At 71.2% G+C, this 24,935-nt stretch carries 23 protein-coding genes; 7 read left to right on the forward strand and 16 right to left on the reverse strand.

The window, feature by feature from the left end; genetic code table 11:
- Window positions 1-70: 70 nt before the first annotated feature.
- From GL259_RS12035 to GL259_RS12050, 4 genes are all read right to left on the reverse strand, one after another.
- A complete protein-coding gene (locus GL259_RS12035; protein ID WP_159531954.1) occupies window positions 71-1,708 on the reverse strand; it encodes a cytochrome bc complex cytochrome b subunit in 1,638 nt (545 codons plus the stop codon).
- Window positions 1,705-2,763: a Rieske 2Fe-2S domain-containing protein gene (locus tag GL259_RS12040; protein ID WP_159531956.1), complete on the reverse strand. Its 1,059-nt coding sequence runs from the start codon at window positions 2,761-2,763 to the stop codon at window positions 1,705-1,707. The genes GL259_RS12035 and GL259_RS12040 overlap by 4 nt, the downstream gene beginning before the upstream one ends.
- Window positions 2,760-3,572: a c-type cytochrome gene (locus GL259_RS12045; RefSeq protein ID WP_159531958.1), complete on the reverse strand. Its 813-nt coding sequence runs from the start codon at window positions 3,570-3,572 to the stop codon at window positions 2,760-2,762. The genes GL259_RS12040 and GL259_RS12045 overlap by 4 nt, the downstream gene beginning before the upstream one ends.
- An 80-nt stretch (window positions 3,573-3,652) precedes the next feature.
- Entirely contained in the window at window positions 3,653-4,264 is a 612-nt protein-coding gene (locus GL259_RS12050; protein ID WP_159531960.1) for a heme-copper oxidase subunit III, read from the reverse strand.
- 212 nt (window positions 4,265-4,476) lie between these two features.
- Here GL259_RS12050 and GL259_RS12055 point away from each other — a divergent pair, with 212 nt between their 5' ends.
- Window positions 4,477-4,878: a hypothetical protein gene (locus tag GL259_RS12055; RefSeq protein WP_159531962.1), complete on the forward strand. Its 402-nt coding sequence runs from the start codon at window positions 4,477-4,479 to the stop codon at window positions 4,876-4,878.
- Between the two features lie 17 nt (window positions 4,879-4,895).
- Here GL259_RS12055 and GL259_RS12060 read toward each other — a convergent pair whose 3' ends face one another.
- The 4 genes from GL259_RS12060 to coxB all read right to left on the reverse strand — a co-directional run bounded on the left by GL259_RS12060 (window position 4,896) and on the right by coxB (window position 9,393).
- On the reverse strand, window positions 4,896-6,176 hold the full coding sequence (locus tag GL259_RS12060; RefSeq protein ID WP_159531964.1) for an Ig-like domain-containing protein: 1,281 nt from the start codon (window positions 6,174-6,176) through the stop codon (window positions 4,896-4,898).
- A 129-nt stretch (window positions 6,177-6,305) separates the two neighbouring features.
- On the reverse strand, window positions 6,306-6,704 hold the full coding sequence (locus GL259_RS12065; RefSeq protein ID WP_159531966.1) for a cytochrome c oxidase subunit 4: 399 nt from the start codon (window positions 6,702-6,704) through the stop codon (window positions 6,306-6,308).
- Window positions 6,701-8,437, reverse strand: a complete 1,737-nt coding sequence (ctaD, locus tag GL259_RS12070; RefSeq protein WP_159531969.1) for a cytochrome c oxidase subunit I — start codon at window positions 8,435-8,437, stop codon at window positions 6,701-6,703. Before ctaD ends, GL259_RS12065 begins: the two co-directional genes overlap by 4 nt.
- The gene (gene coxB / locus GL259_RS12075) at window positions 8,434-9,393 is read right to left on the reverse strand and encodes a cytochrome c oxidase subunit II (RefSeq protein ID WP_159531971.1); all 960 of its coding nucleotides are present in this window, start codon (window positions 9,391-9,393) and stop codon (window positions 8,434-8,436) included. The genes ctaD and coxB overlap by 4 nt, the downstream gene beginning before the upstream one ends.
- A gap of 334 nt (window positions 9,394-9,727) precedes the next feature.
- Here coxB and GL259_RS12080 point away from each other — a divergent pair, with 334 nt between their 5' ends.
- Window positions 9,728-11,116 (forward strand): cysteine desulfurase/sulfurtransferase TusA family protein, encoded by a 1,389-nt coding sequence (locus tag GL259_RS12080; protein ID WP_159531973.1) that lies wholly within the window; start codon window positions 9,728-9,730, stop codon window positions 11,114-11,116.
- Between the two features lie 9 nt (window positions 11,117-11,125).
- On the opposite strand, the gene GL259_RS12085 is transcribed toward GL259_RS12080, so the two are convergent.
- Window positions 11,126-12,100, reverse strand: coding sequence for a carbohydrate kinase family protein (locus tag GL259_RS12085; protein WP_159531975.1), 975 nt, complete (start codon window positions 12,098-12,100; stop codon window positions 11,126-11,128).
- Between the two features lie 129 nt (window positions 12,101-12,229).
- On the opposite strand from GL259_RS12085, the gene GL259_RS12090 reads away from it, so the two are divergent.
- Both GL259_RS12090 and GL259_RS12095 read left to right on the forward strand, forming a co-directional pair.
- The gene (locus tag GL259_RS12090) at window positions 12,230-12,439 is read left to right on the forward strand and encodes a hypothetical protein (protein ID WP_159531977.1); all 210 of its coding nucleotides are present in this window, start codon (window positions 12,230-12,232) and stop codon (window positions 12,437-12,439) included.
- 479 nt (window positions 12,440-12,918) lie between these two features.
- Entirely contained in the window at window positions 12,919-14,385 is a 1,467-nt protein-coding gene (locus tag GL259_RS12095; protein ID WP_243762559.1) for a hypothetical protein, read from the forward strand.
- A 79-nt stretch (window positions 14,386-14,464) separates the two neighbouring features.
- Here GL259_RS12095 and GL259_RS12100 read toward each other — a convergent pair whose 3' ends face one another.
- Complete coding sequence (locus GL259_RS12100; protein WP_030340884.1) at window positions 14,465-14,821, reverse strand: iron-sulfur cluster assembly accessory protein; 357 nt, start codon at window positions 14,819-14,821, stop codon at window positions 14,465-14,467.
- A 338-nt stretch (window positions 14,822-15,159) separates the two neighbouring features.
- Between GL259_RS12100 and nadA the strand changes: the two genes are divergently transcribed.
- The gene (gene nadA / locus GL259_RS12110) at window positions 15,160-16,344 is read left to right on the forward strand and encodes a quinolinate synthase NadA (protein ID WP_159531981.1); all 1,185 of its coding nucleotides are present in this window, start codon (window positions 15,160-15,162) and stop codon (window positions 16,342-16,344) included.
- Window positions 16,345-16,427: 83 nt separating this feature from the next.
- Here nadA and GL259_RS12115 read toward each other — a convergent pair whose 3' ends face one another.
- The 5 genes from GL259_RS12115 to GL259_RS12135 form a co-directional block, all read right to left on the reverse strand.
- A complete protein-coding gene (locus tag GL259_RS12115; RefSeq protein WP_159531984.1) occupies window positions 16,428-19,550 on the reverse strand; it encodes an efflux RND transporter permease subunit in 3,123 nt (1,040 codons plus the stop codon).
- A gap of 157 nt (window positions 19,551-19,707) precedes the next feature.
- The gene (locus tag GL259_RS12120) at window positions 19,708-20,394 is read right to left on the reverse strand and encodes a response regulator transcription factor (protein WP_159531986.1); all 687 of its coding nucleotides are present in this window, start codon (window positions 20,392-20,394) and stop codon (window positions 19,708-19,710) included.
- A gap of 22 nt (window positions 20,395-20,416) precedes the next feature.
- Window positions 20,417-21,649 carry a histidine kinase gene (locus GL259_RS12125; protein ID WP_159531988.1) on the reverse strand — a complete coding sequence of 411 codons (1,233 nt, stop codon included), beginning with the start codon at window positions 21,647-21,649 and terminating at the stop codon, window positions 20,417-20,419.
- An 85-nt stretch (window positions 21,650-21,734) separates the two neighbouring features.
- On the reverse strand, window positions 21,735-22,016 hold the full coding sequence (locus GL259_RS12130) for a hypothetical protein (protein WP_159531990.1): 282 nt from the start codon (window positions 22,014-22,016) through the stop codon (window positions 21,735-21,737).
- 47 nt (window positions 22,017-22,063) lie between these two features.
- Complete coding sequence (locus GL259_RS12135) at window positions 22,064-22,861, reverse strand: PspA/IM30 family protein (RefSeq protein ID WP_159531991.1); 798 nt, start codon at window positions 22,859-22,861, stop codon at window positions 22,064-22,066.
- Window positions 22,862-23,088: 227 nt separating this feature from the next.
- Between GL259_RS12135 and GL259_RS12140 the strand changes: the two genes are divergently transcribed.
- On the forward strand, window positions 23,089-23,766 hold the full coding sequence (locus GL259_RS12140) for a DUF3043 domain-containing protein (RefSeq protein WP_159531993.1): 678 nt from the start codon (window positions 23,089-23,091) through the stop codon (window positions 23,764-23,766).
- 83 nt (window positions 23,767-23,849) lie between these two features.
- Window positions 23,850-24,551: a methyltransferase domain-containing protein gene (locus GL259_RS12145; RefSeq protein ID WP_159531995.1), complete on the forward strand. Its 702-nt coding sequence runs from the start codon at window positions 23,850-23,852 to the stop codon at window positions 24,549-24,551.
- Between the two features lie 85 nt (window positions 24,552-24,636).
- Here the strand turns inward: GL259_RS12145 and GL259_RS12150 are convergent, their stop codons facing one another.
- Window positions 24,637-24,849, reverse strand: a complete 213-nt coding sequence (locus GL259_RS12150) for a hypothetical protein (RefSeq protein ID WP_159531997.1) — start codon at window positions 24,847-24,849, stop codon at window positions 24,637-24,639.
- Window positions 24,850-24,935: the final 86 nt, after the last annotated feature.

Genomic DNA, 24,935 nt, shown 5'->3' on the forward strand with positions numbered 1-24,935 from the left:
CGGGCACGGCGAAGGGCCCCGTCCGAACACCGGACGGGGCCCTTCGACCGTGGCGTGGCGAGCGCTGCGATCAGTGGTGGCCGTGGCCGCTCGTGATCTCCTTGTACTCCTCGACGGTGGGCTTCGGAATCTGGGACTCCTCGCCGTAGTACGCCTCGCTCAGCTTGGCGCGCAGCTTCTCGGAGCCCTTCACCTTGCGCCTGACGCCGTTCTCGTCGACCTCGGGGCCGATCTCGGCGGGCTTGTACTGCTCGTGCGCCGTGAGGGTGTACATCTGCTCCTGGCTGAGCGGCTCGTGCACCTCGATGAACTCACCGTGCGGCAGGCGCTTGATGATGCCCGACTCGCGGCCGTGCAGCACCTTGTCCTTGTCCCGGCGCTGCAGGCCGAGGCAGATCCGCTTGGTGACGATGAACGCGATGACCGGGCCCACGAAGAAGCCGATGCGGACGAACCAGGTGACCGCGTTGATCGAGAGGTTGAAGTGCGTGGCGACGATGTCGTTGCCACCACCGATCAGCATGATCATGTACGCCGTGACCCAGGCGACACCGAAGGCCGTACGGGTCGGGGCGTTGCGCGGCCGGTCCAGGATGTGGTGCTCGCGCTTGTCCCCGGTGATCCAGGACTCGATGAACGGGTAAAGCGCGATGATCGCGAGGAAGAGGCCGAACAGCACCAGCGGGACGAAGACGCCCAGGACCAGGGTGTGGCCCCAGAAGTTGATCTCCCAGCCGGGCATGGCGCGGACCAGGCCCTCGGCGAAGCCCATGTACCAGTCGGGCTGGGCGCCCGTGGAGACCATGTCCGGACGGTACGGACCCAGGTTCCAGATCGGGTTGATGGACGCGATGCCGGCGATCAGGGCGGTGAAGCCGAAGACCAGGAAGAAGAAGCCTCCCGCCTTGGCCATGTAGACCGGCAGCAGCGGCATGCCCACGACGTTCTTGTTGGTCCGTCCGGCACCCGCGAACTGCGTGTGCTTGTGGTAGAAGACCAGGATCAGGTGGGCGACCACGAGACCGAGCATGATGCCCGGCAGCAGCAGGATGTGGATCGAGTAGAACCGGGCGACGAAGTCGGTGCCGGGGAACTCCCCGCCGAACAGGAACATCGAGATGTACGTGCCGACGATCGGCACGGACAGGATCGCGCCCTGGGTGAAGCGGACACCGGTTCCGGAGAGCAGGTCGTCCGGCAGCGAGTAACCGGTGAAACCGGTGAACATGCCGAGGACGAACAGCAGGAAGCCGAACAGCCAGTTGATCTCACGCGGCTTGCGGAACGCGCCGGTGAAGAAGACGCGCATCATGTGCACGAACATGCCGGCCAGGAAGATGACCGCCGCCCAGTGGTGGATCTGCCGGATGAGCAGACCGCCGCGCACGTCGAAGCTGATCTCCAGGGTGGAGGCGTACGCCTCCGACATCAGCTGTCCCTGCATCGGGATGTAGCTGCCGTGGTACTCCACCTCGTTCATCGACGGGTGGAAGAACAGCGTCAGATACACACCCGTGAGGATGATGATCAGGAAGCTGTAGAGGCAGATCTCGCCCAGCATGAAGGACCAGTGGTCCGGGAAGATCTTGCGCATGTTGGCCTTGGCCAGGGAGTAGATCCCGAGCCGGCCGTCGGCCCAGTCGGCGACGCGTTCGCCGGCCGGGGCCCTCCCGCGAGAGCGGGAATCGGTGGTGGTGTTGGTACTCATCCGCGCTCCCAGAATGCAGGACCGACGGGCTCGTCGAAGTCGGCGAGCGCTTCGAGGTAGCCCTCGTCGTTCACGCCGATGCGCAGCTGCGGCAGCGGGTGACCGGCGGGACCGAAGATGACCTTGGCACCGTCGGAGAGGTCGAAGGTGGACTGGTGGCAGGGGCACAGGACGTGGTGCGTCTGCTGCTCGTACAGGGAGATCGGGCAACCGACGTGGGTGCAGATCTTCGAGTACGCGAGGATGCCCTCGTGCGACCACTCGAGCGTGCGCTTGTCCTTGATGTCGTCCGGCTTGATGCGGACGATCATCAGGGCGGCCTTGGCGATCTCGTTGTTGAAGTCGTGGTCGTGCTCGTCCAGGCCCTCGGGCTTGGCGAACGTGAGCGAGCCGGTGACGATGTCGGAGGGACGCATCGGCTCGTCGGTGTTCTGGTTGATGAGCAGCTTGCCCTTCGACCAGGCGGTGTGGCGCAGCTTGTCCTCGGGCAGCGGGCCGAGGTCGCGCAGCAGCACGACGCCGGACAGCGGCACCAGGGTGAGGGCACCGAACATGGTGTTGCGGATCAGCTTGCGGCGACCGAGCTGCGACTCCTTGGCACCCTGCCGGAAGTCGTCCATGACCTTGGTCCGGACCTCCGGCGGCGCCTCGATCGGGTGCCGCTCGTCGGTCAGCTCCTCGTCGGACATCAGGGTGCGGGCCCAGTGGACCGCGCCCGCGCCGATGGCGAACAGCGCGATGCCGAGCGTCACGCCGAGCGCGAGGTTCAGGGCGCTGACGTGACCCAGCGGGAAGACGTAGACGATCTTGTCGACCGGGATCGCCACGAACGCGGCGATGAAGCCGATGGTGGCCAGCATCGACAGCGTGAACAGCAGGGCGACCGTGCGCTCGGAGCGCTTGGCGGCCCGCTCGTCGATGTCCTGGATCCGGTGCTCGTGGGGCGGCAGCCCCGGGTCGGCGAACGGGTGCTTCTCGTCCGCGACGCCCAGCGCACCGTGGGCGGTGTCCCGCTCTGCGGGCAGGTTCTCTTCGGGAATGTCTTGGCTACTCATGACTTCTTGGCCTTTGCGGTCCGAGCGGCGACCCACACAGCGACGACGATCAGTCCACCGAGACCGAAGATCCAGCCGAACAGGCCCTCACTGACCGGGCCGAGCCCGCCCAGCTCCATGCCGCCCGGGCTCTCGGACTTGTCGCTGTTGACCTCGCCCAGGTACGCGATGATGTCCTTCTTGTTCTGCTCCGGCATCGTGCTGTCGGGGAAGGAGGGCATGTTCTGCGGGCCGGTGAGCATGGCCTCGTAGATGTGCTTGGGGGAGACGTCCTCGAGGCTCGGCGCGTACTTGCCGTGCGTCAGCGCGCCACCCTTGCCGGTGAAGTTGTGGCACTGGGCGCAGTTGTTGCGGAACAGCTCGCCGCCCTTGGCGATGTCGGCGCCCTCGGGACCGTACTGCTCCTCGGTCGGGATGGCGGGGCCGGCGCCCAGGGAGGCGATGTACGCCGCCAGCTGGTCGATCTGGGCCTGGGTGTAGATCGCCCTCTTGTCCGGGATCTGCGCCGCCTGCGAGGTGTGGGCCGGCATGCGGCCGGTGCCCACCTGGAAGTCCACGGCCGCGGCGCCCACGCCCACCAGGCTCGGACCGTCGGAGGTGCCCTGACCGCCGGTGCCGTGGCAGCTGGCGCAGCCGACCGCGTAGAGCTTCTTGCCCTCCTCGATGGTGAGGGACTGGGCGGTTTCGTCGGCCTGCGCCTTGTCCGCGGGTGCGAACACGGCGTAGAGCCCCCCGGTGCATGCCAGCGCGAGGAGTAGGACGACGAGCGCTGCCAGCGGGTGGCGTCGTCGTGCGGAGAGCTTTTTCACGGATTACCCCGGTGTCAGGATCTTCTGCGTCGATGCTTCTGGTTGGTGCGCTTCGGGAGCGCGCGCGGATGCGGGCCCGGCTACTTGATCATGTAGATCGTGGCGAAGAGGCCGATCCAGACGACATCGACGAAGTGCCAGTAGTAGGACACGACGATGGCCGCGGTCGCCTGCTCGTGGGTGAACCTCCGGGCCGCGTAGGTCCGGCCCAGGACCAGCAGGAAGGCGATGAGACCGCCCGTCACGTGCAGGCCGTGGAAGCCGGTGGTCAGGTAGAACACCGAGCCGTACGGGTCGGAGGAGAGGGACAGGCCCTCGTGCATGACCAGCTCGGTGTACTCGAAGACCTGGCCGCCGATGAAGACCGCGCCCATGACGAAGGTGACGATGAACCACATCCGGAGCTTCTTCACGTCACCGCGCTCGGCGGCGAACACGCCGAGCTGGCAGGTGAGGGAGGAGAGCACCAGGATCGTGGTGTTCGCCGCCGAGAACGGGAAGTTCAGGGCGTCGGCCTTCTCCGACCAGAAGTCGGGTCCGGTCACCGATCGCAGGGTGAAGTACATCGCGAAGAGGGCCGCGAAGAACATCAGCTCGGAACTCAGCCAGATGATGGTTCCGACGCTGGTGAGGTTCGGCCGGTTGACCGACGGGTGCGCGTGCCCGGTATCTACTGTCGTTGCTGTCGCCACGCCGACATTATGTCGGTCGCTTATCCCGCCCTCACTCCCGGGGGTGCCGTTCGGTGTGTTCGCCCCTCCTGTACTGCCCGGATGGCCCAGGGAACGGCCGCTCGCAGGCGTGTCCGAACCAGTGTGGACAGGCGGTCGGAAGGGGTAGCATCCGCGCCATCGGTACCCGAAGTTCCCGACAGTGCTGCCCTCTCTCGACAGGTGGAGGAACCATGCAGGCGACCGCCACGGTGCTGGTCTACAGCGACGACGCCAACACCCGGGAGCAGGTGCGGCTCGCCACCGGCCGGCGGCCGGCTCCGGACGTCCCCGTCGTGGAGTTCGTGGAGTGCGCGACCGTACCGGCCGTCCTCGCGGAGCTGGACAAGGGCGGCATCGACGTCTGCGTCCTGGACGGCGAGGCCGTGCCCATGGGCGGCATGGGGGTGTGCCGCCAGATCAAGGACGAGGTCTTCGGCTGCCCGCCGGTGCTGCTGCTGATCGCGCGGCCCCAGGACGCCTGGCTGGCCACCTGGAGCCGCGCGGAGGCGGCCGTGACGCTGCCGGTGGAGCCGGTGGAGTTCGCGGGCGCGCTGGCCGAGCTGCTGCGGCACAAGCGCCTGCAGGGCGTGTAGGACGGTCGCGGAGCGGGTCACGCCGCCGCGGGCCGCAGCCGGGCCGCCTCCTGCGTGACCTGCGCGGTGCCGTCCGTCAGGGCGCTGCCCTCGCGCCACTCGGCCCAGGTGAGGTTCCAGTCGCCGAAGCCGTTGCCGAAGGACTCCATGGTGTCGCCGGCCGAGTTCACCACCTCGACGAGGTCACCCGCACGGACGGTGTCGAAGAACCACTCGGCGTTCTCGGTGCTCATCCCGACGCAGCCGTGGCTGACGTTGGCGTTGCCCTGGGAGTCGACGGACCACGGGGCGGCGTGCGCGTACTCGCCGCTCCAGGTCACCCGGACGGCGAACTCCACGTCCAGGTCGTAGGACTCGGCCGAGCCCTCGGCGATGCCGACGGTGGTGCTGCGCATGCGTACGAAGCGTTCCTTGCCGAGCACGACCTTGACGCCGTTGCGGGTCTCGAAGCCGGGCTTGCCGGTGGTGATGGGGATCCGCTTGATCTCCTCGCCGTTCTTGTGGACCGACAGCCGGTGCGCGGCGGCGTCGGCGACGGCTATGACCCGGTCGCCGGTCCTGATCGTCAGGGACGGGGAGGCGCCGCCCCGGAGCCGGTCGTTGACCTTGACGCCCTCCAGGACGCTGCTCATCCGGACGGTGGCGTGGGCCGGCCAGTAGTCCTTCGGGCGGTAGTGCAGCTTCCTGTCGTCCACCCAGTGCCAGGCGCCGGTCACCGCGGGCGTGGACTCCACCCTCAGGGCGCGTTCCACGACGGCGCGCTGGGCCCGGTCCTTGACGGGCGCGTTCAGCTCGGCGGTGAGGGGCTGGCCGACGCCGTAGGTGCCGGTCTGCGGCCCGAAGGCGACGGTCAGGCGCCGGGTGGTGGCGGGCTTGCCGGTGGTGAGGGTGAGGACCTTGCGGCCCGGTCTGCCGTTCTCGTCCTCGGTGCTCACGCGGAGCGTGTACCGGGCGTTCTCGGCGAGCGGCGAGGTGCTGTGCCAGCGGCTGCCGTCGGCGGCGAGTTCGCCGGCCACGTGGCGGCCCGAGGCGTCCACGGCGGTGACGTCCGTGATGCGCCCGCGGGAGTCCTCGGCGACGACCTCCAGGGGCCGGTCCGGGTCGACCGCGCTCCCCCCGTCGACGGATCCGTTGAAGGAGATCTGCTCCGCCGCGTCGTACGGCTCGACGGACAGCGGGTGGTCGTCGGCGGCGCAGCCCGTGAGGCCCGCGCCGAGGGCGAGCACCAGCAGCGTGCAGCCGGCGGCGGTGCGGCCCCGGCCGGTTCCCCCGCCGCGCGAGGACTCTGTCTGTCTCATGACCTCACGCTAGGGAGCCGCGTCGGCTCCGGCGCACCGGGTGGCCCGAACGTGTGACGTCCGTACCGCGACAACGGGGCCCGGACGCTCCTGGCGGAGTGTCCGGGCCCCGAAGTGCCGTGCCGTGTGTTACTGGGTGCGGTTCTCACCGCGGTAGTACTCGAAGACCCAGCCCCAGAGGCTGGCCAGGATCAGCGGCAGCGAGAAGTACATCAGCCACCAGCCGACGGCGACGGCCAGGAAGGCGAAGGCGCCACCGATGGCCAGGAAGAGCGGCTGCCAGCTGTGCGGGCTGAAGAACCCGACCTCGCCGGCGTCGTCCGCGACGTCCGCCTCCTTGTTGTCCTGCGCGCCCACGTCCACCCGCTTGGCCGTGAAGCCCAGGTAGAAGCCGATCATGATGGCCAGGCCGAAGGCCAGGAAGAGGGCGGTGGTACCGGCCGGCTCCTTCGACCACACGCCGTAGACCACGGCCATGATGAGGAGGAAGACGCTCAGCCACATGAACATCTTGCCCTGGATCTTCACTTGCCGGCCTCCTTGCCACCAGCGAGGGCCTTCTCACCGTGACCGGCGTTCTCGAGCTGGTCGAGCGCGGCGATCTCGGGGTGATGCAGGTCGAACGCCGGGGATTCGCTGCGGATCCGCGGCAGGGTGAGGAAGTTGTGCCGCGGGGGCGGGCAGGAGGTCGCCCACTCCAGGGAGCGGCCGTAGCCCCACGGGTCGTCGACGCCGACCGGCTCGCCGTACTTGGCCGTCTTCCAGATGTTGTAGAAGAACGGCAGGATCGACAGGCCGAGCAGGAACGAGGCGATCGTGGAGACGGTGTTCAGCGCGGTGAAGCCGTCGGCCGCCAGGTAGTCGGCGTACCGGCGCGGCATGCCCTCGGCACCCAGCCAGTGCTGGACCAGGAAGGTGCCGTGGAAGCCGATGAACAGCGTCCAGAAGGTGATCTTGCCCAGGCGCTCGTCGAGCATCTTGCCGGTGAACTTCGGCCACCAGAAGTGGAAGCCGGCGAACATCGCGAACACCACGGTGCCGAAGACCACGTAGTGGAAGTGCGCCACCACGAAGTAGCTGTCGGACACGTGGAAGTCCAGCGGCGGCGAGGCCAGGATGACACCGGTCAGACCACCGAAGGTGAAGGTGATCAGGAAGCCCAGCGCCCACAGCATCGGCGTCTCGAAGCTCAGCGAGCCCTTCCACATGGTGCCGATCCAGTTGAAGAACTTCACCCCGGTCGGGACCGCGATCAGGAAGGTCATGAAGGAGAAGAACGGCAGCAGCACACCGCCGGTCACGTACATGTGGTGCGCCCACACCGTCACCGACAGACCCGCGATCGCGATGGTCGCGCCGATCAGGCCCATGTAGCCGAACATCGGCTTGCGGGAGAAGACCGGGATGACCTCACTGATGATGCCGAAGAACGGCAGCGCGATGATGTACACCTCGGGGTGGCCGAAGAACCAGAACAGGTGCTGCCACAGCAGCGCGCCGCCGTTGGCCGAGTCGAAGATGTGGCTGCCGAACTTGCGGTCCGCCTCCAGCGCGAAGAGCGCGGCGGCCAGCACCGGGAAGGCGAGCAGGACCAGCACACCGGTCAGCAGCACGTTCCAGGTGAAGATCGGCATGCGGAACATCGTCATGCCCGGGGCGCGCATGCAGATGATCGTGGTGATGAAGTTGACCGAGCCGAGGATGGTGCCGAAGCCGGAGAAGGCCAGGCCCATGATCCACATGTCGGCGCCGATGCCCGGCGAGCGGACCGCGTCCGACAGCGGGGCGTAGGCGAACCAGCCGAAGTCGGCCGCGCCGTCCGGGGTGAGGAAACCGCCGACCGCGATCAGCGAGCCGAACAGGTACAGCCAGTAGGCGAACATGTTCAGCCGCGGGAACGCCACGTCGGGCGCGCCGATCTGCAGCGGCATGATCCAGTTGGCGAAACCGGCGAACAGCGGCGTCGCGAACATCAGCAGCATGATCGTGCCGTGCATCGTGAACGCCTGGTTGAACTGCTCGTTCGACATGATCTGCAGGCCCGGCCGGGCCAGCTCGGCACGCATGACGAGCGCCATCACGCCGCCGATCACGAAGAACGCGAACGACGTGACCAGGTACAGCGTGCCGATCGTCTTGTGGTCCGTGGTCGTCAGCCACTTGATCACGACGCTGCCGCGGTTCTGGCGCCGGACCGGCAGCTGGTCCTCGTGGTGGGACCCTGCCGCCGCGGCACCCTGGGGTTGGTTGAGGATGCTCACAGGATGTTCGCCTCCCGGTTCTTCTCGTGCTCCGACTGCTTGATGCCGGCGGGCACGTAACCGGTCTGCCCCTTCTTCACGAGGTCCTTCAGGTGCTGCTCGTAACGCTCGGGGGAGACGACCTTGACGTTGAACAGCATCCGGGAGTGGTCCACGCCGCAGAGCTCGGCGCACTTGCCCAGGAAGGTGCCCTCCCTGTTGGGGGTCACCTCGAAGGCGTTGGGGTGGCCCGGGATGACGTCCTGCTTCATCAGGAACGGCACCACCCAGAAGGAGTGGATGACGTCGCGCGAGGTCAGCACGAAGCGGACCCGCTTGCCCTCCGGCAGCCACAGGGTGGGGCCCGGGTTGTTGGTCTGCGGGTTCCGGGTGCCGGGGACACCGCAGTCGTAGACGCCGCCGGCATCGGCCGGGAAGGCGTCCTTGTAGCGCTTCGGGACCGACTCCAGTTCCTTGGACGTCTTGGCGTCGCCCGTGGAACCTTCGACGTTCTCGATGTAGTTGAAGCACCAGCTCCACTGGAAGCCGACCACGTTGACCGTGACGTCGGGCTTCTCCTCGAGCCTCATCAGCTCGGATTCGTCGCGGGCGGTGAAGTAGAAGAGCACCGAGACGATGAGGAGCGGGACGACCGTGTACAACGCCTCGATGGGCATGTTGTACCGGGTTTGCGGAGGAACTTCGACCTTGGTGCGGCTGCGCCGGTGGAAGAAAGCACTCCACAGGATCAGGCCCCACACCAGCACGCCGACGGCGAGCGCGGCAGCCCACGATCCCTGCCACAGGGAGAGGATCCGCGGAGCCTCTTCCGTGGTGGGGGTGGGCATGCCAAGGCGGGGGAAGTCCTCCCATGTGCAACCGGTGGCGGTCGCCAGGACCAGGCCCGCGGTCAGTGCCTGCAGCAGCTTCCGCCGCATCGGGCGCCGCGGCGAGCGGTCGGAGCCGTTGGGACTCACGTAGCGCCTTCCCGAGAGTCTCGCCCGCGCTGTACGGCTGCGGCCTGGCCTTCTCGCTGGTCGGTCGCCGCCCTGCGTCGGGCAGGGGTTTGGATGTTTATGCGGACCAAACCCTAGCCGACGCCCTCCGGGGGGTCGCGGGGAGGGTGGCATACGCGCCGCTGGTGTCCCTGAAGGGGCGGGACCGGGCGCCCGGAGGCCCGGCGATCCCCGTCCTGCGGCGCGCGGGTTCCCCCTTCGCGGCCGGTCACGCCCGCACGGCCGGGCCGCGGACCGGCACGGCCCCGCGCCCCCTCGGGGTTCGTCACCGGCCCGGACGTCATAGCGTTGCGGTGTGGCCTACTTCGATGCTGCTTCCGGTGCTCCCCTCCACCCCGTCGCCCGTCAGGCGCTGACGGCCGCGCTCGACGAAGGGTGGGCCGATCCCTCGCGGTTGTACCGGGAGGGGCGGCGGGCCCGTCTGCTGCTGGACGCGGCGCGCGAGGCGGCGGCGGAGGCGGTGGGGTGCCGCCCGGACGAGCTGGTGTTCACCCCGTCCGGCACCCGGGCGGTGCACTCCGGGATCGCGGGGGCGCTGGCCGGGCGGCGGCGCGTCGGACGCCACCTGATCGTGTCAGCGGTCGAACACTCTTCGGTGCTCCACTCGGCGGAGGTCCACCGGGCCGACGGCGGGTCGGTCACCGAGGTGGCGGTGGACCGCGCGGGGGCCGTGTCCCCCTCCTCCTACGCCGGGGCCCTGCGGCCGGACACCGCGCTGGCCTGTCTGCAGTCGGCCAACCACGAGGTGGGGACCGCGCAGCCGGTGGCCGAGGTGGCCGGGGTCTGCCGGGCGGCGGGGGTGCCGCTGCTGGTGGACGCGGCCCAGTCGCTGGGCTGGGGGCCGGTGGAGGGCGACTGGTCGCTGCTCACGGCGAGCGCCCACAAGTGGGGCGGTCCGCCGGGGGTCGGGCTGCTCGTCGTCCGCAAGGGGGTGCGGTTCGCGCCCCCGGGGCCGGCGGACGAGCGGGAGTCGGGGCGGGCGGCCGGGTTCGAGAACCTCCCGGCGATCGTGGCCGCGGCGGCGTCGCTGCGGGCGGTGCGGGCCCGGGCGGCCGAGGATGCGGCGCGGCTGCGGGAACTGACGGAGCGGATCCGGGCGCGGATCCCCCGGCTGGTGCCGGACGTGGAGGTGGTCGGCGACCCGGAGCGGCGGCTGCCGGGGATCGTCACCTTCTCCTGTCTCTATGTCGACGGGGAGACACTGCTGCACGAACTGGACCGCGCCGGCTTCTCCGTCTCCTCCGGGTCGTCCTGCACCAGCAGCACGCTGACGCCCAGCCACGTGCTGCGGGCGATGGGGGTGCTGAGCGAGGGCAACGTCCGCGTCTCGCTGCCGCCGGGGACGGCGCGGGAGGACGTCGAGCGGTTCCTGTCCGTCCTGCCCGAAACGGTGGCTCAGGTGCGCCGGAAGCTGGGCGCGCCGGTGCCCGCCGGGGCCGCCGTGACGCGGGAGCCGGGCGACGCCCTGGTCGTCGACGCGCTGGGGCGGCGCTGCCCGATCCCGGTGATCGAGCTGGCCAAGGTGATCGGCGACGTGCCGGTGGGCGGCACGGTGCGGGTCCTCGCGGACGACGAGGCGGCCCGGCTGGACATCCCGGCGTGGTGCGAGATGCGCGGGCAGGAGTACGTGGGCGAGGAGCCGGCGGACCGCGGCTCGGCCTACGTGGTCCGCCGGGTCTCCTGATCCGGCCGGTCAGACGAGGTGCTTCTGCACCTCGGCCGCGGCCTCGTCGCCGTAGGCCTTGGTGAAGCGCTCCATGAAGTGGGCGCGGCGCAGCTGGTACTCCTGGGTGCCGACGGTCTCGATGACCAGGGTGGCGAGCATGCAGCCGACCTGCGCGGCGCGCTCCAGGCCGACGCCCCAGGCGAGGCCCGACAGGAAGCCGGCGCGGAAGGCGTCGCCGACGCCGGTCGGGTCGGCCTTGCGCTCCTCGTCGGGGCAGCCGACCTCGATCGGGTCCTCGCCGACGCGCTCGATGCGCACGCCGCGCGAGCCGAGGGTGGTGACGCGGTGGCCGACGCGGGCGAGGATCTCGGCGTCGGTCCAGCCCGTCTTGGTCTCGATGAGCCCCTTCTCGTACTCGTTGGAGAAGAGGTAGGTCGCCCCGTCCAGCAGGATGCGGATCTCCTCGCCGTCCATCCGGGCGATCTGCTGGGAGAAGTCGGCGGCGAACGGGATGCCCCTGGAGCGGCACTCCTCGGTGTGCCGGAGCATCGCCTCGGGGTCGTCGGCGCCGATGGAGACCAGGTCGAGGCCGCCCACGCGGTCGGCGACGGTCTTCAGCTCGATCAGGCGGGCCTCGCTCATCGCACCCGTGTAGAAGGAGCCGATCTGGTTGTGGTCGGCGTCCGTGGTGCACACGAAGCGGGCGGTGTGCAGGGTGTCGGAGATGCGGACGGAGGCGGTGTCGACGCCGTGCCGGTCCAGCCAGGCCCGGTACTCGTCGAAGTCGAAGCCCGCGGCGCCGACCAGGACCGGCCGGGTGCCGAGCTGGCCCATCCCGAAGGCGATGTTCGCGCCGACCCCGCCCCGGCGCACGTCGAGGTTGTCGACCAGGAAGGACAGCGAGACCGTGTGCAGCTGGTCCGCGACGAACTGGTCGGCGAAGCGCCCGGGGAAGGTCATGAGGTGGTCGGTGGCGATGGAGCCGGTGACTGCGATGCGCACGGCGTGGACTCTCCTGGGGGAGGCGGATTGACACTCCACGCTACCGGGTGGGAATCGCCCGCAGAAGCAGGCAAAACTACCCGATAGTAGGTCTTTCTCCGTGACCTTGGACGTGCGTACGGTGCCGACATGACGAACCTCAAGGTCCACGCCCCCTCCCCGGCCGACCTCGACGGCGACCTGGCGTCGCTGCGCGGTGACTGCGCCCGGATGGCTCCCCACTGGACGGTTCCGGACCGGGTCGCCGCCCGGCCCGTCCCCCCGTCCCTGATCCACGGCGTGACCGTGCCGCCGGCGTCGGCCCGGCTCCTGGACGCGATGTCGGAGTACGGCGACTGAGCCCCGCGGGAACCGCGCGCTCCCCCGCTGCGTCCCATCGCCGTCCCCCGTGAAGGGGATGCGGGACACGACCCACCGGCTGTCCCGGTACGACCGGGCAGGGTTTCCCGGGACAGCTGTGCAGCCGAAGGAGCGATGCGGTGAACACCGAGCGACCCGACCACGACGACGCCGCGGCGCGGCCCGCCCCCGGCGGCGCGCGCGACGCGGGGGGCGCTTCGGGCGGCGGCGGGACGAGCGTCCCGGAGCGGCCGCCCCACCGGGAACGGCAGGCCCCCGCGTCCGGGACGACCGGCCCCGAACCGGACACCGCCGGGACCGCCGAGGCGGACACCCCCGGTGACGGGACCGGGGCCGGGGAGGCCCGGGGCGCGGAGGCCGCCGGCGACGGGGACCGGCCCGCCGACCCGGGAGCGGCGAGTTCCGCCGGCGCCCGGGAGCCCGCCGACGGGACCTCCGCGCACGACGCGGACGAGCCCGTGGTCGGGGACCGGGCCGCCGCGGGCGGCCCCCCGGCGCCCCGGCGGAGGTCGCCCGCGCTCGTCGCCGCCGTCGCCGCCGCCGTCCTGCTCGTCGGCGGGGGCGGGGCCTATCTCGCCGCGAGCGCCTCCGGCGGTTCCGGCGGCGGGACGGCGCCGGGGGCCGACGGGGACGCCACTCCCCCGCCGCTCGCGCTCGACGGTTTCTCCGAGGACACCGGCAACGGGATCGCCCCCGGCGAACCCAACCCCTACGGCGTCACCTACCGCGCCGACGGGGCGCTCCCGGACGGCCCCGGCTCGGCGCCGGTGTACCGCACCCGCGGTCAGGTCACGCGGGAGCAGGTCACCGGGCTGGCGCAGGCGCTCGGGGTCGACGGGAAGCCGGTGGCGGAGGGGGAGAGCTGGCGGATCGGCGGGAAGGACGGTTCCGGGCCCACCCTGCGGGTCGACCGGACCGCCCCCGGCGCCTGGACCTTCAGCCGGTACGCCCCGGGCACCGACAACTGCAAGGGCGCGGTGTGCCGGGCACCCCGCGCCGACGCCCCGGCGGTGGGCGAGGAAGCCGCGAAGAGGGCCGCCGCGCCGGTGCTGAAGGCGGTGGGCCAGGACGACGCGAAGCTCGACGCGAGCCAGGTCATGGGCGCCGACCGGGTGGTCAACGCCGAACCGGAGATCGGCGGGCTGCCGACGCACGGCTGGACGACCGGAGTGGTCGTCGGCGCCGGGGGCGAGGTCGTCGGCGGCAGCGGCCGGCTCGCCGAACCGGTGAAGGGCGACACGTACCCGGTGGTGGACGCCGCGAAGGCGCTGGAGCTGATGAACGCGGCGCCCGGCCCCGATCCCCGCACGGGCGTCGGCGGCTGCGCCAGTCCGGTGCCGCTGGAGGAGGACGGCCCGCAGGATCCGTGCGGCGACGCGGCCGCCTCGCCGAAGGGGGACACGCTGACCGTGGACGAGGCGGTGTTCGGACTGGCCGCGCACTCCGTGGACGGGCGGCAGGCCCTCGTACCGTCCTGGCTGTTCGAGGTGCGGCCGGCGGGCGCGCGGGACGCCCTGACGGTGACGTATCCGGCGGTGGACCCGCAGTACCTGGCCCCCCGGTCCGGGCAGACCGGCCCGCGGCCGACCGGGCCGGGGGACGAGCCGGCCTCGGCCCCCTCCACCCGCGGCGTCGAGGTGCAGGGCTACACCGCGGAGGGCGACGAGCTGACCGTGACCTTCACGGGCGGGGTGTGCGCCGACTACGCGGCGGAGGCGAGCGAGAGCGGCGACCGGGTGACGGTCACCGTGACGGAGACGCCGTGGCCGGACAAGGTGTGCATCCTGATCGCCAAGCAGTACCGGCTGACGGTGCGGCTCGACCGGCCGCTCGGTGACCGCGAGGTCGTCGGCGCGGACGGCGAGCCGGTCCCGCTGCACAAGGACGGGGCCCGGCTGCCGGCACCGCCGTCCGGGACGCGCTGAGGGCGGGAACGCCCGAAGGCGGCGGCCCCCCGGAGGGGTCCGCCGCCTTCGTCGTGCGCGGCCGGGGAGGAGTCCCGGCTCAGCTGAAGGAGTCGCCGCAGGCGCAGGAGCCGGTGGCGTTCGGGTTGTCGATCGTGAAGCCCTGCTTCTCGATGGTGTCGACGAAGTCGACGGTGGCGCCGCCCAGGTACGGGGCGCTCATGCGGTCGGTGACGACCTTCACACCGCCGAAGTCCTTGACCACGTCGCCGTCGAGCGAACGCTCGTCGAAGAAGAGCTGGTAGCGCAGGCCGGAGCAGCCGCCGGGCTGGACGGCGACACGCAGCGCGAGGTCGTCACGGCCTTCCTGGTCGAGCAGGGCCTTGACCTTGGCCGCGGCGGCGTCGGTCAGGATGATGCCGTCGGTGACGGTGGTGGTCTCGTCCGATACGGACATCTACATCTCTCCCGGGTTGTACGGAGACTGCTTGCCGACGGTTGCAACCGGCGGGGCCGCGGATTCATTCCGGGCCGGGCACTCGTTCTCTTCGGCTCTTTCCTCATGCTCGCACACACCGTGCGGAGCGGAAAACGGCTCCTGTGGGACCTTCCGGGAATGAAAGGCCGCGCACCGGGATTCACGTCACATGGACGCTATGGCCATCGTCAAAGTGACGTGAACCGGTTATGATAGATAGCGTCAATCCGACGAAAAGTCGAAAAGATGTCCCGCATGTCCCGCCGGGCACGGCCCAGACCGGCCCGGCGAGCCGCAGAACAGAAAGGGTGCGTGTCGTGACCACCGCCCAGACCCAGGAGCTCGACGTACAGCCGACGCCCCTCGCCCTGCTGCTCCTCGGCCGCGAGGCCGACCCCAGGAGCGAGCGCGGTGTGGAGTGTCCCGGCGACCTGCCCTCGCCGTCCGACCCGGACCTGGTCGAACGCGCCCGCGCGGCCAAGGAGAAGCTCGGGGACAAGGTCTTCGTGCTCGGTCACCACTACCAGCGCGACGAGGTCATCCAGTTCGCCGACGTCACGGGCGACTCCTTCAAGCTGGCCCGGGACGCCGCCGCGCGCCCCGAGGCCGAGTACATCGTGTTCTGCGGCGTCCACTTCATGGCGGAGTCCGCGGACATCCTGACCTCCGACGACCAGAAGGTGGTCCTGCCGGACCTCGCGGCCGGCTGCTCCATGGCCGACATGGCCACCGCCGAGCAGGTCGCCGAGTGCTGGGACGTGCTGACCGAGGCCGGCGTGGCCGAGCAGGTCGTGCCGGTGTCGTACATGAACTCCTCCGCCGACATCAAGGCCTTCACGGGCAAGCACGGCGGCACGATCTGCACCTCCTCCAACGCGAAGCGGGCCCTGGAGTGGGCCTTCCAGCAGGGCGAGAAGGTCCTGTTCCTGCCCGACCAGCACCTCGGCCGCAACACCGCGGTGCGGGACATGGGGATGTCCCTGGAGGACTGCGTCGTCTACAACCCGCACAAGCCGAACGGCGGACTGACCGCGGACGAGCTGCGCGCCGCGAAGATGATCCTGTGGCGCGGCCACTGCTCGGTGCACGGCCGGTTCAGCCTGGACTCGGTCAACGACGTGCGCGAGCGGATCCCGGGCGTGAACGTCCTCGTGCACCCCGAGTGCCGGCACGAGGTCGTGGCCGCCGCGGACCACGTCGGCTCGACCGAGTACATCATCAAGGCCCTGGAGGCCGCCCCGGCCGGCTCCAAGTGGGCCATCGGCACGGAGCTGAACCTGGTGCGCCGGCTGGCGAACCGTTTCGCGCCCGAGGGCAAGGAGATCGTCTTCCTCGACAGGACGGTCTGCTTCTGCTCCACCATGAACCGCATCGACCTCCCCCACCTGGTGTGGGCCCTGGAGTCCCTCGCCGAGGGCAACCTGGTCAACCGCATCGAGGTGGACAAGGAGACGGAGGCGTTCGCGAAGCTGGCGCTGGAGCGGATGCTGGCGCTGCCGTAACCGCCCGGTGCCGCGGCCGTCCATGGCGAGGGCCCACCCGGAACCCTGGTTCCGGGTGGGCCCTCGCCCGTGTGCGGGACCGGTCAGACCTGCGCCGGCTCCGCCTCGTCCCGGGACGCGGCGGCCTCGCCGGCGGCCGTCCCCTTCTTCAGCGCCTTCTTCTTCGCGCGCCGCTCCTTGCGGAGCTCCAGCATCGTGTAGAGCGTCGGCACCAGCAGCAGGGTGAGCAGCGTCGACGTGATCAGACCGCCGATCACCACCACGGCCAGCGGCTGGGCGATGAAGCCGCCCTCGCCGGTGATGCCCAGCGCCATCGGGAGCAGGGCGAAGATGGTCGCCAGCGCCGTCATCAGGATCGGCCGCAGACGGTGGCGGCCGCCCTCCAGCACGGCCTCGACCACGCCGTGGCCCCGGCTGCGGTACTGGTTGATCAGGTCGATCAGCACGATCGCGTTGGTGACCACGATGCCGATCAGCATCAGCATGCCGATCATCGCCGGGACGCCCATCGGGGTGCCCGTGACCAGCAGCAGACCGATCGCGCCCGTCGCCGCGAACGGGATGGACACCAGCAGGATCAGCGGCTGGGCGAGCGAGCGGAAGGTGCCGACCAGCAGCATGAAGACGATCGCGATCGCCGCCAGCATCGCCAGGCCCAGGTTGGCGAACGCCTCGTCCTGGTCCTCGGACACGCCGCCGATCTCCGCCGTCGCGCCGGCCGGCAGCGTCAGTGCGTCGATCTTCGCCTGGAGGTCCGTGCTCACCGCGCCCGTGTTGTCACCGGTCGGCCTGGCCGTGACGGTGGCCGCGCGCTGACCGTCGATCCGGGTCATGGACACCGGGCCGTCCACCATCTCGACGGTGGCGACGTCACCCAGCTTCACCGCACCCAGGCGCAGGTTCTCCAGCTGCTTCAGGGTGGTGGCCGGCTGGGCCGAGCGGATGACGACGTCGCGCTCGGTGTCGTCCAGGACCGCCTTGGCGGCCGGGGTGCCGCGCACCGCCTGGGCGACGGCGGCGCCGAGGGTCTGGTCGTCGAACCCGGCCGCGGCGGCCTTGTCATTGGCCTTCACCGAGATGCGGGGCACGCTCTGCGCCAGGTCGCTGGTGACGTCCGTGACGTCGTCCAGGGACGCCACCGCGTCGCGGACCTGGTCCGCCGCCTTGCGCAGCGCCTGCGCGTCGGACGCCTTGACGACCACGCTCAGGTCCTGGCTGCCGAAGCCGTCACCGGCCGCGATGGTGGTCGTGCCGATGCCGTCGAGCTCGCCGAGGCCCTTCTCGAGGCTGTCCTGCACGTCCTCGGAGGACGCGGAGTCCTCCAGCATCACCTGGTACGTCGCCTGGTTGGTGTCCGTGCCGCCGCCGAAGGCCGCCATCCAGCCGGACGAGCCGACCGTCACCTGGTAGTCCTTGACGCCCTCGGTGTCGCCGAGCAGCTTCTCGACCTTCTTCGCCTGGGCGTCGGTCGCGCTCAGGCTGGTGCCGGGCTTCAGCTCCTGCCGGACGGTGAGGACCTTCTGCTCGCCCTGGTCGAAGAAGTTGGTCTTCAGCAGCGGCGCCATGGCGAAGGTGGCGACCAGCACGACGACCGCGATGGCCACGCTGGTCAGCCTGCGCCGGGTGGCGAAGCGCAGCACCGGGACGTAGATCCGCTGGAGGCGGCTCCTCGCCTCCTTCTCCTCGGCCAGCCGGCGCGCCTCCTCGGCGTCCTCGGGGGTGCCCTTGGGGGCGCGCAGGAACCAGTACGACAGCACCGGGACGACCGTCAGCGACACCAGCAGGGACGCCAGCAGCGCGGCCGTGACGGTGAGGCTGAAGGAGCCGAACAGCTCGCCCACCATGCCGCCGACCAGGCCGATCGGCAGGAAGACGGCGACCGTGGTGAGCGTCGAGGACGTCACCGCGCCCGCCACCTCGCGCACGGCGTCCAGGATCGCCGACCGGCGCTCCTCCCCGTAGCCGAGGTGCCGCTTGATGTTCTCCAGGACCACGATGGAGTCGTCCACGACCCGGCCGATGGCGATGGTCAGCGCGCCCAGCGTCAGCATGTTCAGCGACAGGTCGCGCGTCCACAGCACGATCAGGGCGAGGACCACGGACAGCGGGATGGACACCGCGGTGACCAGGGTCGAGCGGACCGACGCCAGGAAGACCAGGATCACCAGGACCGCGAAGAGCAGACCGAGCGCGCCCTCGGTGGTCAGGCCCTCGATGGCCTGGGACACGGCCGGGCCCTGGTCGCTGACCACGGTGAGCGTGGCGCCGGAGCCGAGGTCCTCGCGCAGGTCGGGGAGCATCTCCTCGACGGCCTCGGAGATCGCGACCGCGCTGCCGTCGTGGTCCATGGTCGCCATCACGGCGAGGCTGGGCTCGCCGTTGGTCCGGGTGAGGGAGTCGGCCCTGGCCTCCTCCTGCTCCACCGCGGCCACGTCACCGAGGCGGACCGGCTTGCCCTTGCCGGGCTCGCCGGTGACCATCAGGTCCTCGATCTGCCGCAGCGAGGTGAAGCCGGCGCCCACCTGGACGGTGCGGTTGGCTCCGTCCTCGTCGAAGGAGCCGGCCGGGACGGTCGCCCCGCCGGCCTGGAGGGCCTGGGACAGCGACTGCGGCGTGAGCCCCGCCTTCGCCAGCTTCGCGGTGTCGGGGGTGACGGTGACCTGGAGGTCCCGCACGCCGTCCACCGTGACCTGGCCGACGCCCTCGACGTCCTCCAGGGCGGGCACCACGGTCCGGTCGAGCTGGTCGGCGAGTGCCTGCTGGTCCTTGTCGGAGGTGACGGCGAGGACCACGGTCGGCATGTCGTCCGTGGAACCGGCGACGACCTGCGGGTCCACGTCGTCCGGGAGCTGGGCGCGGGCCCGGTTGACTGCCTGCTGGACGTCGGCGACGAGCTGCTGGGTGTCGTTGCCGTAGTCGAAGGACGCCATGATCACGGCGTTGCCCTCGCTGGCCGTCGAGGTGACGCCGGTGAGGCCGTCGACGGCCTCCAGGCTGTTCTCGACGGGCTCGACGACCTGGTTCTCGACCACGTCCGGGGAGGCGCCCTGGTACGGCGCCACCACGGAGACCATGGGCAGTTCGATGGTGGGCAGCAGTTGCTGCTTGAGCTGGGGTATCGCGATCACCCCGAAGACGAGCGCGATGATCGACATCAGTCCGATCAGCGCCCGTTGCGCGAGGCTGAATCTGGACAGCCAGGACATGGGTTACGGGTCTCTCTTCTGTGAGCGGCAGAAGTGCACGGTCGGGCGCAGCCGGGCGCCCGCTCTACACCCTGGGCCATCGGCAGGGGGTGATCCGTAGGCCCGTGGTCCATTTCTGGTGCGGCGCGTACTCCCGCCGCAGTACGCCCGCCGGTGTTCAGTCCACCCTCGGACGGACCAGGCCCGACTCGTAGGCGATGACCACCAGCTGGGCCCGGTCCCGGGCGCCCAGCTTGGCCATGGCCCGGTTGACGTGCGTCTTCACGGTCAGCGGACTGACGTCGAGGCGTTCGGCGATCTCGTCGTTGGAGTGCCCGCCGGCGACCTGGACGAGCACCTCGCGCTCGCGGCCGGTGAGCGAGTCGAGGCGTTCGGCGCGGGCGGGGTCGCGGCCGGCTTCGCCGGCCGTGCCCTCCTGGGCGAGGAAGCGGGCGATCAGGCCCTTGGTGGCGGCCGGGGAGAGCAGGGCCTCGCCCCCGGCGGCGATCCGGATGGCGTTCAGCAGCTCCTCGGGCTCGGAGCCCTTGCCGAGGAAGCCGGAGGCGCCGGCGCGCAGCGACTGCACCACGTAGTCGTCGACCTCGAAGGTCGTCAGGATCACCACCCGGACCGCGGCGAGCCCGGGGTCCTCGCTGATCATGCGGGTGGCGGCGAGGCCGTCGGTGCCGGGCATCCGGATGTCCATGAGGACCACGTCGGCCCGCTGCTCGCGGGCCAGCCGGACCGCCTCCGCGCCGTCGGACGCCTCGCCCACCACCTCCATGTCCGGCTCGGAGTCGACGAGCACCCGGAAGGCGCTGCGCAGCAGGGCCTGGTCGTCGGCGAGCAGGACGCGGATCGTCATGAGGGCTCCCCCGGTGCGCTGGTCACGGTCCGTCCTGGGCGGCGGGCGTGCGGGTCTTGACGGGCAGGATCGCATGGACGCGGAAACCGCCGCCGTAGCGGGGACCGGTGGTGAGGGTGCCGCGCAGGGCGGTGACGCGCTCGCGCATGCCGAGCAGTCCGTGGCCGCCGCCGGATCCGCCGCCGGGCCCGCGGGCCTGGCCGTCGCCGGAGCCGTCGTCGAGGACCGTGATCTCGATGTGGGGTCCCACCCGCACGACGCTGACCTCGGCCCTCGCGTCGGTGCCGGCGTGCTTCTGCACGTTGGTGAGGGCCTCCTGGATGACCCGGTAGGCGGCCAGGCCGACGGCGGCGGGGAGTTCGGTGCCCTGGTCGGCGCGGGCGACCTCGACGCGCAGCCCGGCGTTGCGGAAGGTGCCGGCGAGTTCGTCGAGGCGGTCCAGGCCGGGGGCGGGTTCGGTCGGCGCCTCGGGGTCGCCGGACTGACGCAGCAGGCCGACGGTGGCGCGGAGTTCGTCCAGCGCGGAGCGGCTGGCCTCGCGCACGTGGGCGAGGGCCTCCTTGGCCTGGTCGGGCCGCTTGTCCATGACGTGGGCGGCGACCCCGGCCTGGACGTTGACCAGGGCGATGTGGTGGGCGACCACGTCGTGCAGGTCGCGGGCGATGCGCAGCCGCTCCTCGGCGACCCGGCGGCGGGCCTCCTCCTCGCGGGTGCGCTCGGCGCGCTCGGCGCGTTCGCGGATGGCCCGGACGAAGGCGCGGCGGCTGCGGACGGCGTCGCCGGCGGTGGCGCCGATGCCGGTCCAGGCGAAGATCGCCAGGTTCTCCTGGGCGTACCAGGGCAGGGGGCCGGCGATCATGGCGGTGCCGGTGAGGACCGTCATGGTGAGCAGGCCGACGCGCCAGGTGGTGGGGCGGTCGGTGGTGGAGGCGACGGTGTAGAGCGCGATCACCGCGCACATGGCGACGGGCGCGCGGGGGTCCCCGGTGACGGACTCCGCCACGGAGATGCCGCCGGCGAGGGCGAGCACGGTGCGGGGAGCGCGACGCCGGAGGACGAGCGCGGCGGCGCCGAGCGTCATGAGGACCAGGCTGAGCGGGTCGGGGGTGCGCAGGTCCCAGGTGACGCCGTCCGGTCCGTGCGGCTCGACGAAGGACCCGGCCGCCATGCAGGCCAGGACCCCCGCCGCGAGGGCCGCGTCCAGGGCGAAGGGGTGGGCCCGCAGTCGGCACCGGGCCCGCTCGAAGGTGCTCACGGCCGTTCACCGTACGGTGTCGCCGCGGCGTCCGGAACGGGGACCGGTACCGGACGCCCGGTGCGGGAGCGGGCCGCCCCGGGGCTCACGCGCCCGGGATCAGGCCGCCGTCGCCGAGCAGTTCCCGGACCTCCTCCAGGGTGGCGTCCGGGGAGGGGAGGATGAGGTCGGAGGGCTCCAGGGAGTCGTCCGGCAGCGGTTCGCCGAGTGCGCGCACCTTGGCCAGCAACGCCTGGAGGGTCGCGCGGAAGCCCGGCCCGTCGCCGTTCTCCATCTCGGCGAGCAGTTCCTCGTCCAGCTGGTCCAGCTCGGCGAGCCGGCTCTCGGCCAGCGTCACCTGCCCCTCCCCCATGATCCGTACGATCACGTCGCCCTCCTAGGCGTGGGCCCCCGCTCCGTCCGCGGTGCCGGTGACTACTGCTTGTCGAAGCGCGGGGTGTCCTGCGGCTGCTGCTGGGACTGCGCCTGGTCCTGGGTCCGGCCGGTGCCGCCCTCGATGGCCTGCTGGCCGCCGGTGGCGCCCCCGGCCAGCTCGGCCTTCATGCGCTGCAGTTCCAGCTCCACATCCGTACCACCGGAGAGCCGGTCCAGCTCGGCCTGGATGTCGTCCTTGTGCATGCCGGAGGGGTCGTCCAGGGCGCCGGAGGCGAGCAGTTCGTCGATCGCGCCGGCCCGCGCCTGGAGCTGGGCCGTCTTGTCCTCGGCCCGCTGGATCGCCAGCCCGACGTCGCCCATCTCCTCGGAGATGCCGGAGAACGCCTCGCCGATCCGGGTCTGCGCCTGCGCGGCGGTGTACGTGGCCTTGATGGTCTCCTTCTTCGTGCGGAAGGCGTCCACCTTGGCCTGGAGCCGCTGGGCCGCGAGGGTGAGCTTCTCCTCCTCGCCCTGGAGCGTCGCGTGCTGGGTCTCCAGGTCGGTGACCTGCTGCTGGAGGGCGGCCCGGCGGGAGAGCGCCTCGCGGGCCAGGTCCTCGCGGCCCAGCGCGAGCGCCTTGCGGCCCTGGTCCTCCAGCTTGGACGACTGCGACTGGAGCTGGTTGAGCTGGAGTTCCAGGCGCTTGCGGCTGGTCGCCACGTCGGCGACACCGCGGCGGACCTTCTGGAGCAGCTCCAGCTGCTTCTGGTACGAGTAATCGAGGGTCTCGCGCGGGTCCTCGGCCCGGTCAAGGGCCTTGTTCGCCTTCGCGCGGAAGATCATCCCCATACGCTTCATGACACCGCTCATGGGCTTCGCGCGCCCCCTTCTGACGGACTCCGGCTCACAGATCTGCGACAGAACCCACAGTAAGGGCCCTGCTTCCATTACCGCACTGCTCGGGGACGGATGCGCTCATCCCCAAGAACGAATGACTGTCCTCCCGATCCGGCGTAAGGAGTAGGTGGTCCCCGGGGTCGGCCCGCCGGCCGGCCCGGAGGTCGCACAACGTCCCCTCTGTCCTTTTGGAGACGACCGGCGTTGCCGGATCGTTCCCCCCGGGGCTGGGGTCCAACCCCGGGCACCCCGTACCCTTGGGTTTTGTGTTCCGTAGCCGTGCCAAGGAAGAGAAGGCATCAGCCGCCGACAAGGCGCAGGTGACCGACTCCAGTCAGCCCCGTCACCCGGAGGCCCCCAAGGGCCGCCCCACGCCCAAGCGCAGCGTGGCCCAGGCCCAGCGTCGCAGCGTGGCCAACACGTCGATGACGCGCAAGGAGGCCGCCAAGCGGCAGCGTGAGGAGCGCCGTGCCGCGCTGGAGCGTCAGCGCCAGGCGCTGGCCAGCGGCGACGAGCGCTATCTGCCCGCCCGCGACAAGGGGCCGGTGCGCCGGTTCGCGCGCGACTTCGTCGACTCGCGGTTCAACATCGCGGAGTACTTCCTGCCGATGGCCGTGATCATCCTGGTGCTGAGCATGGTCCAGGTGCCCCAGCTGCAGAACGCCGCGCTGCTGCTGTGGCTCGTGGTGATCGTGATGATCGTGCTGGACTCGATCGTCACCGGCTTCCGGCTGAAGAAGCGGCTGGCCGAGCGCTTCCCCGACGACAACCGTCGCGGCGCGGTCGCCTACGCGCTGATGCGCTCGCTCCAGATGCGCCGGCTGCGGCTGCCCAAGCCCCAGGTCAAGCGCGGGGAGCGGCCCTGAGCACCACGCCGTTCGCCGACGGCGCGGCCGAGGCCTGGCTGAGCCGGCTCGACGGCCTGCGGGACGTCGTTCGGCAGGAGCTGGTGGCCCGCCAGCTGGAGGAGCAGATAGTCGGGCGCTTCCCGGTCGGCCGGCGGCTGCGCGTGCTCGACGTGGGCATGGGCCAGGGCACGCAGGCGCTGCGGCTGGCCCGGGCCGGCCACCAGGTGACCGGCCTGGAACGGGACGCGACGATGATCGCCACCGCGCGGGAGGCCCTGGCCGGGGAACCGGAGGGCATCCGGGAGCGGATGCGGATCATCGAGGGGGACGGCCGGGACACCGGCGTGCACTTCCTGCCGGGCAGCTTCGACGTGGTGCTGTGCCACGGTGTGCTGATGTACGTGGACGAGCCGGACCCGCTGCTGGCGGGGCTGGCCCGGGTGCTCGCGCCCGGCGGACTGCTGTCGCTGCTGGTGCGCAACGGTGACGCGCTGGCGATGCGGCCGGGCCTGTCCGGCGACTGGGCCGGGGCGCTGGCCTGCTTCGACACGGTGGCGTACCGGAACCGCCTGGGGCTCGACGTCCGCGCCGACCGGCTGAAGACGCTGACGGCGACGCTCGCGGGGATCGGGGCGCCGCTGCACACCTGGTACGGCGTGCGGGTCTTCACGGACACGGCGGCCGACGGCGCGGGCGTGCCCGACGACCTGGAGATCCTCCTCGCGGCCGAGGAGCGGGCCGGCCGCACGGACCCCTACCGCGGAGTGGCGGCGCTGCTGCACCTGTGCGGCGTACGGGGCTGATCCCCGCGGCGGGCGGCGGACGGGCCGCGGGCCCCGCCGGAGCGGACCGCGGCGGGCGGGGACCCGGCCGGCCCCCGCCCGCGGCTCACGCCTCCTCGGCGTGCAGGCTCATCGGCCCGTAGATCTCCGCGGTGTCCTCCAGCAGCCGCACCTGGTCGGCGCCGCCCTCCAGCAGGGCCTTCCAGTTCTCCCCGAGCCAGGACTCGGCGTCCCCCTGCGTGGGGAAGTCCTCCGGCGGCACCGCGGGCTCGACCTGCGTCCCGTCGGCCTTCTCGAACCGCCACGTCCATGCCGCCATGTACGCCTCCCATGGGTGTGAGCACACTGCACAACGGGAGCCGGATCTCGGTCCGGCTCCCGGGCAAGAGCCTAGTCGGACGCGCA

The organism is Streptomyces sp. Tu 3180, from assembly GCF_009852415.1.
GTDB lineage: Bacteria > Actinomycetota > Actinomycetes > Streptomycetales > Streptomycetaceae > Streptomyces.

Excerpts from the sequence above, each read along its gene's own strand:
- GL259_RS12035 (WP_159531954.1), bottom strand. The coding sequence starts at position 1,708 with ATGAGTACCAACACCACCACCGATTCCCGCTCTCGCGGGAGGGCCCCG.
- GL259_RS12040 (WP_159531956.1), bottom strand. The coding sequence starts at position 2,763 with ATGAGTAGCCAAGACATTCCCGAAGAGAACCTGCCCGCAGAGCGGGAC.
- GL259_RS12055 (WP_159531962.1), top strand. The coding sequence starts at position 4,477 with ATGCAGGCGACCGCCACGGTGCTGGTCTACAGCGACGACGCCAACACC.
- GL259_RS12060 (WP_159531964.1), bottom strand. The coding sequence starts at position 6,176 with ATGAGACAGACAGAGTCCTCGCGCGGCGGGGGAACCGGCCGGGGCCGC.
- GL259_RS12090 (WP_159531977.1), top strand. The coding sequence starts at position 12,230 with ATGACGAACCTCAAGGTCCACGCCCCCTCCCCGGCCGACCTCGACGGC.
- GL259_RS12100 (WP_030340884.1), bottom strand. The coding sequence starts at position 14,821 with ATGTCCGTATCGGACGAGACCACCACCGTCACCGACGGCATCATCCTG.
- GL259_RS12115 (WP_159531984.1), bottom strand. The coding sequence starts at position 19,550 with ATGTCCTGGCTGTCCAGATTCAGCCTCGCGCAACGGGCGCTGATCGGA.
- GL259_RS12120 (WP_159531986.1), bottom strand. The coding sequence starts at position 20,394 with ATGACGATCCGCGTCCTGCTCGCCGACGACCAGGCCCTGCTGCGCAGC.
- GL259_RS12135 (WP_159531991.1), bottom strand. The coding sequence starts at position 22,861 with ATGAAGCGTATGGGGATGATCTTCCGCGCGAAGGCGAACAAGGCCCTT.
- GL259_RS12150 (WP_159531997.1), bottom strand. The coding sequence starts at position 24,849 with ATGGCGGCATGGACGTGGCGGTTCGAGAAGGCCGACGGGACGCAGGTC.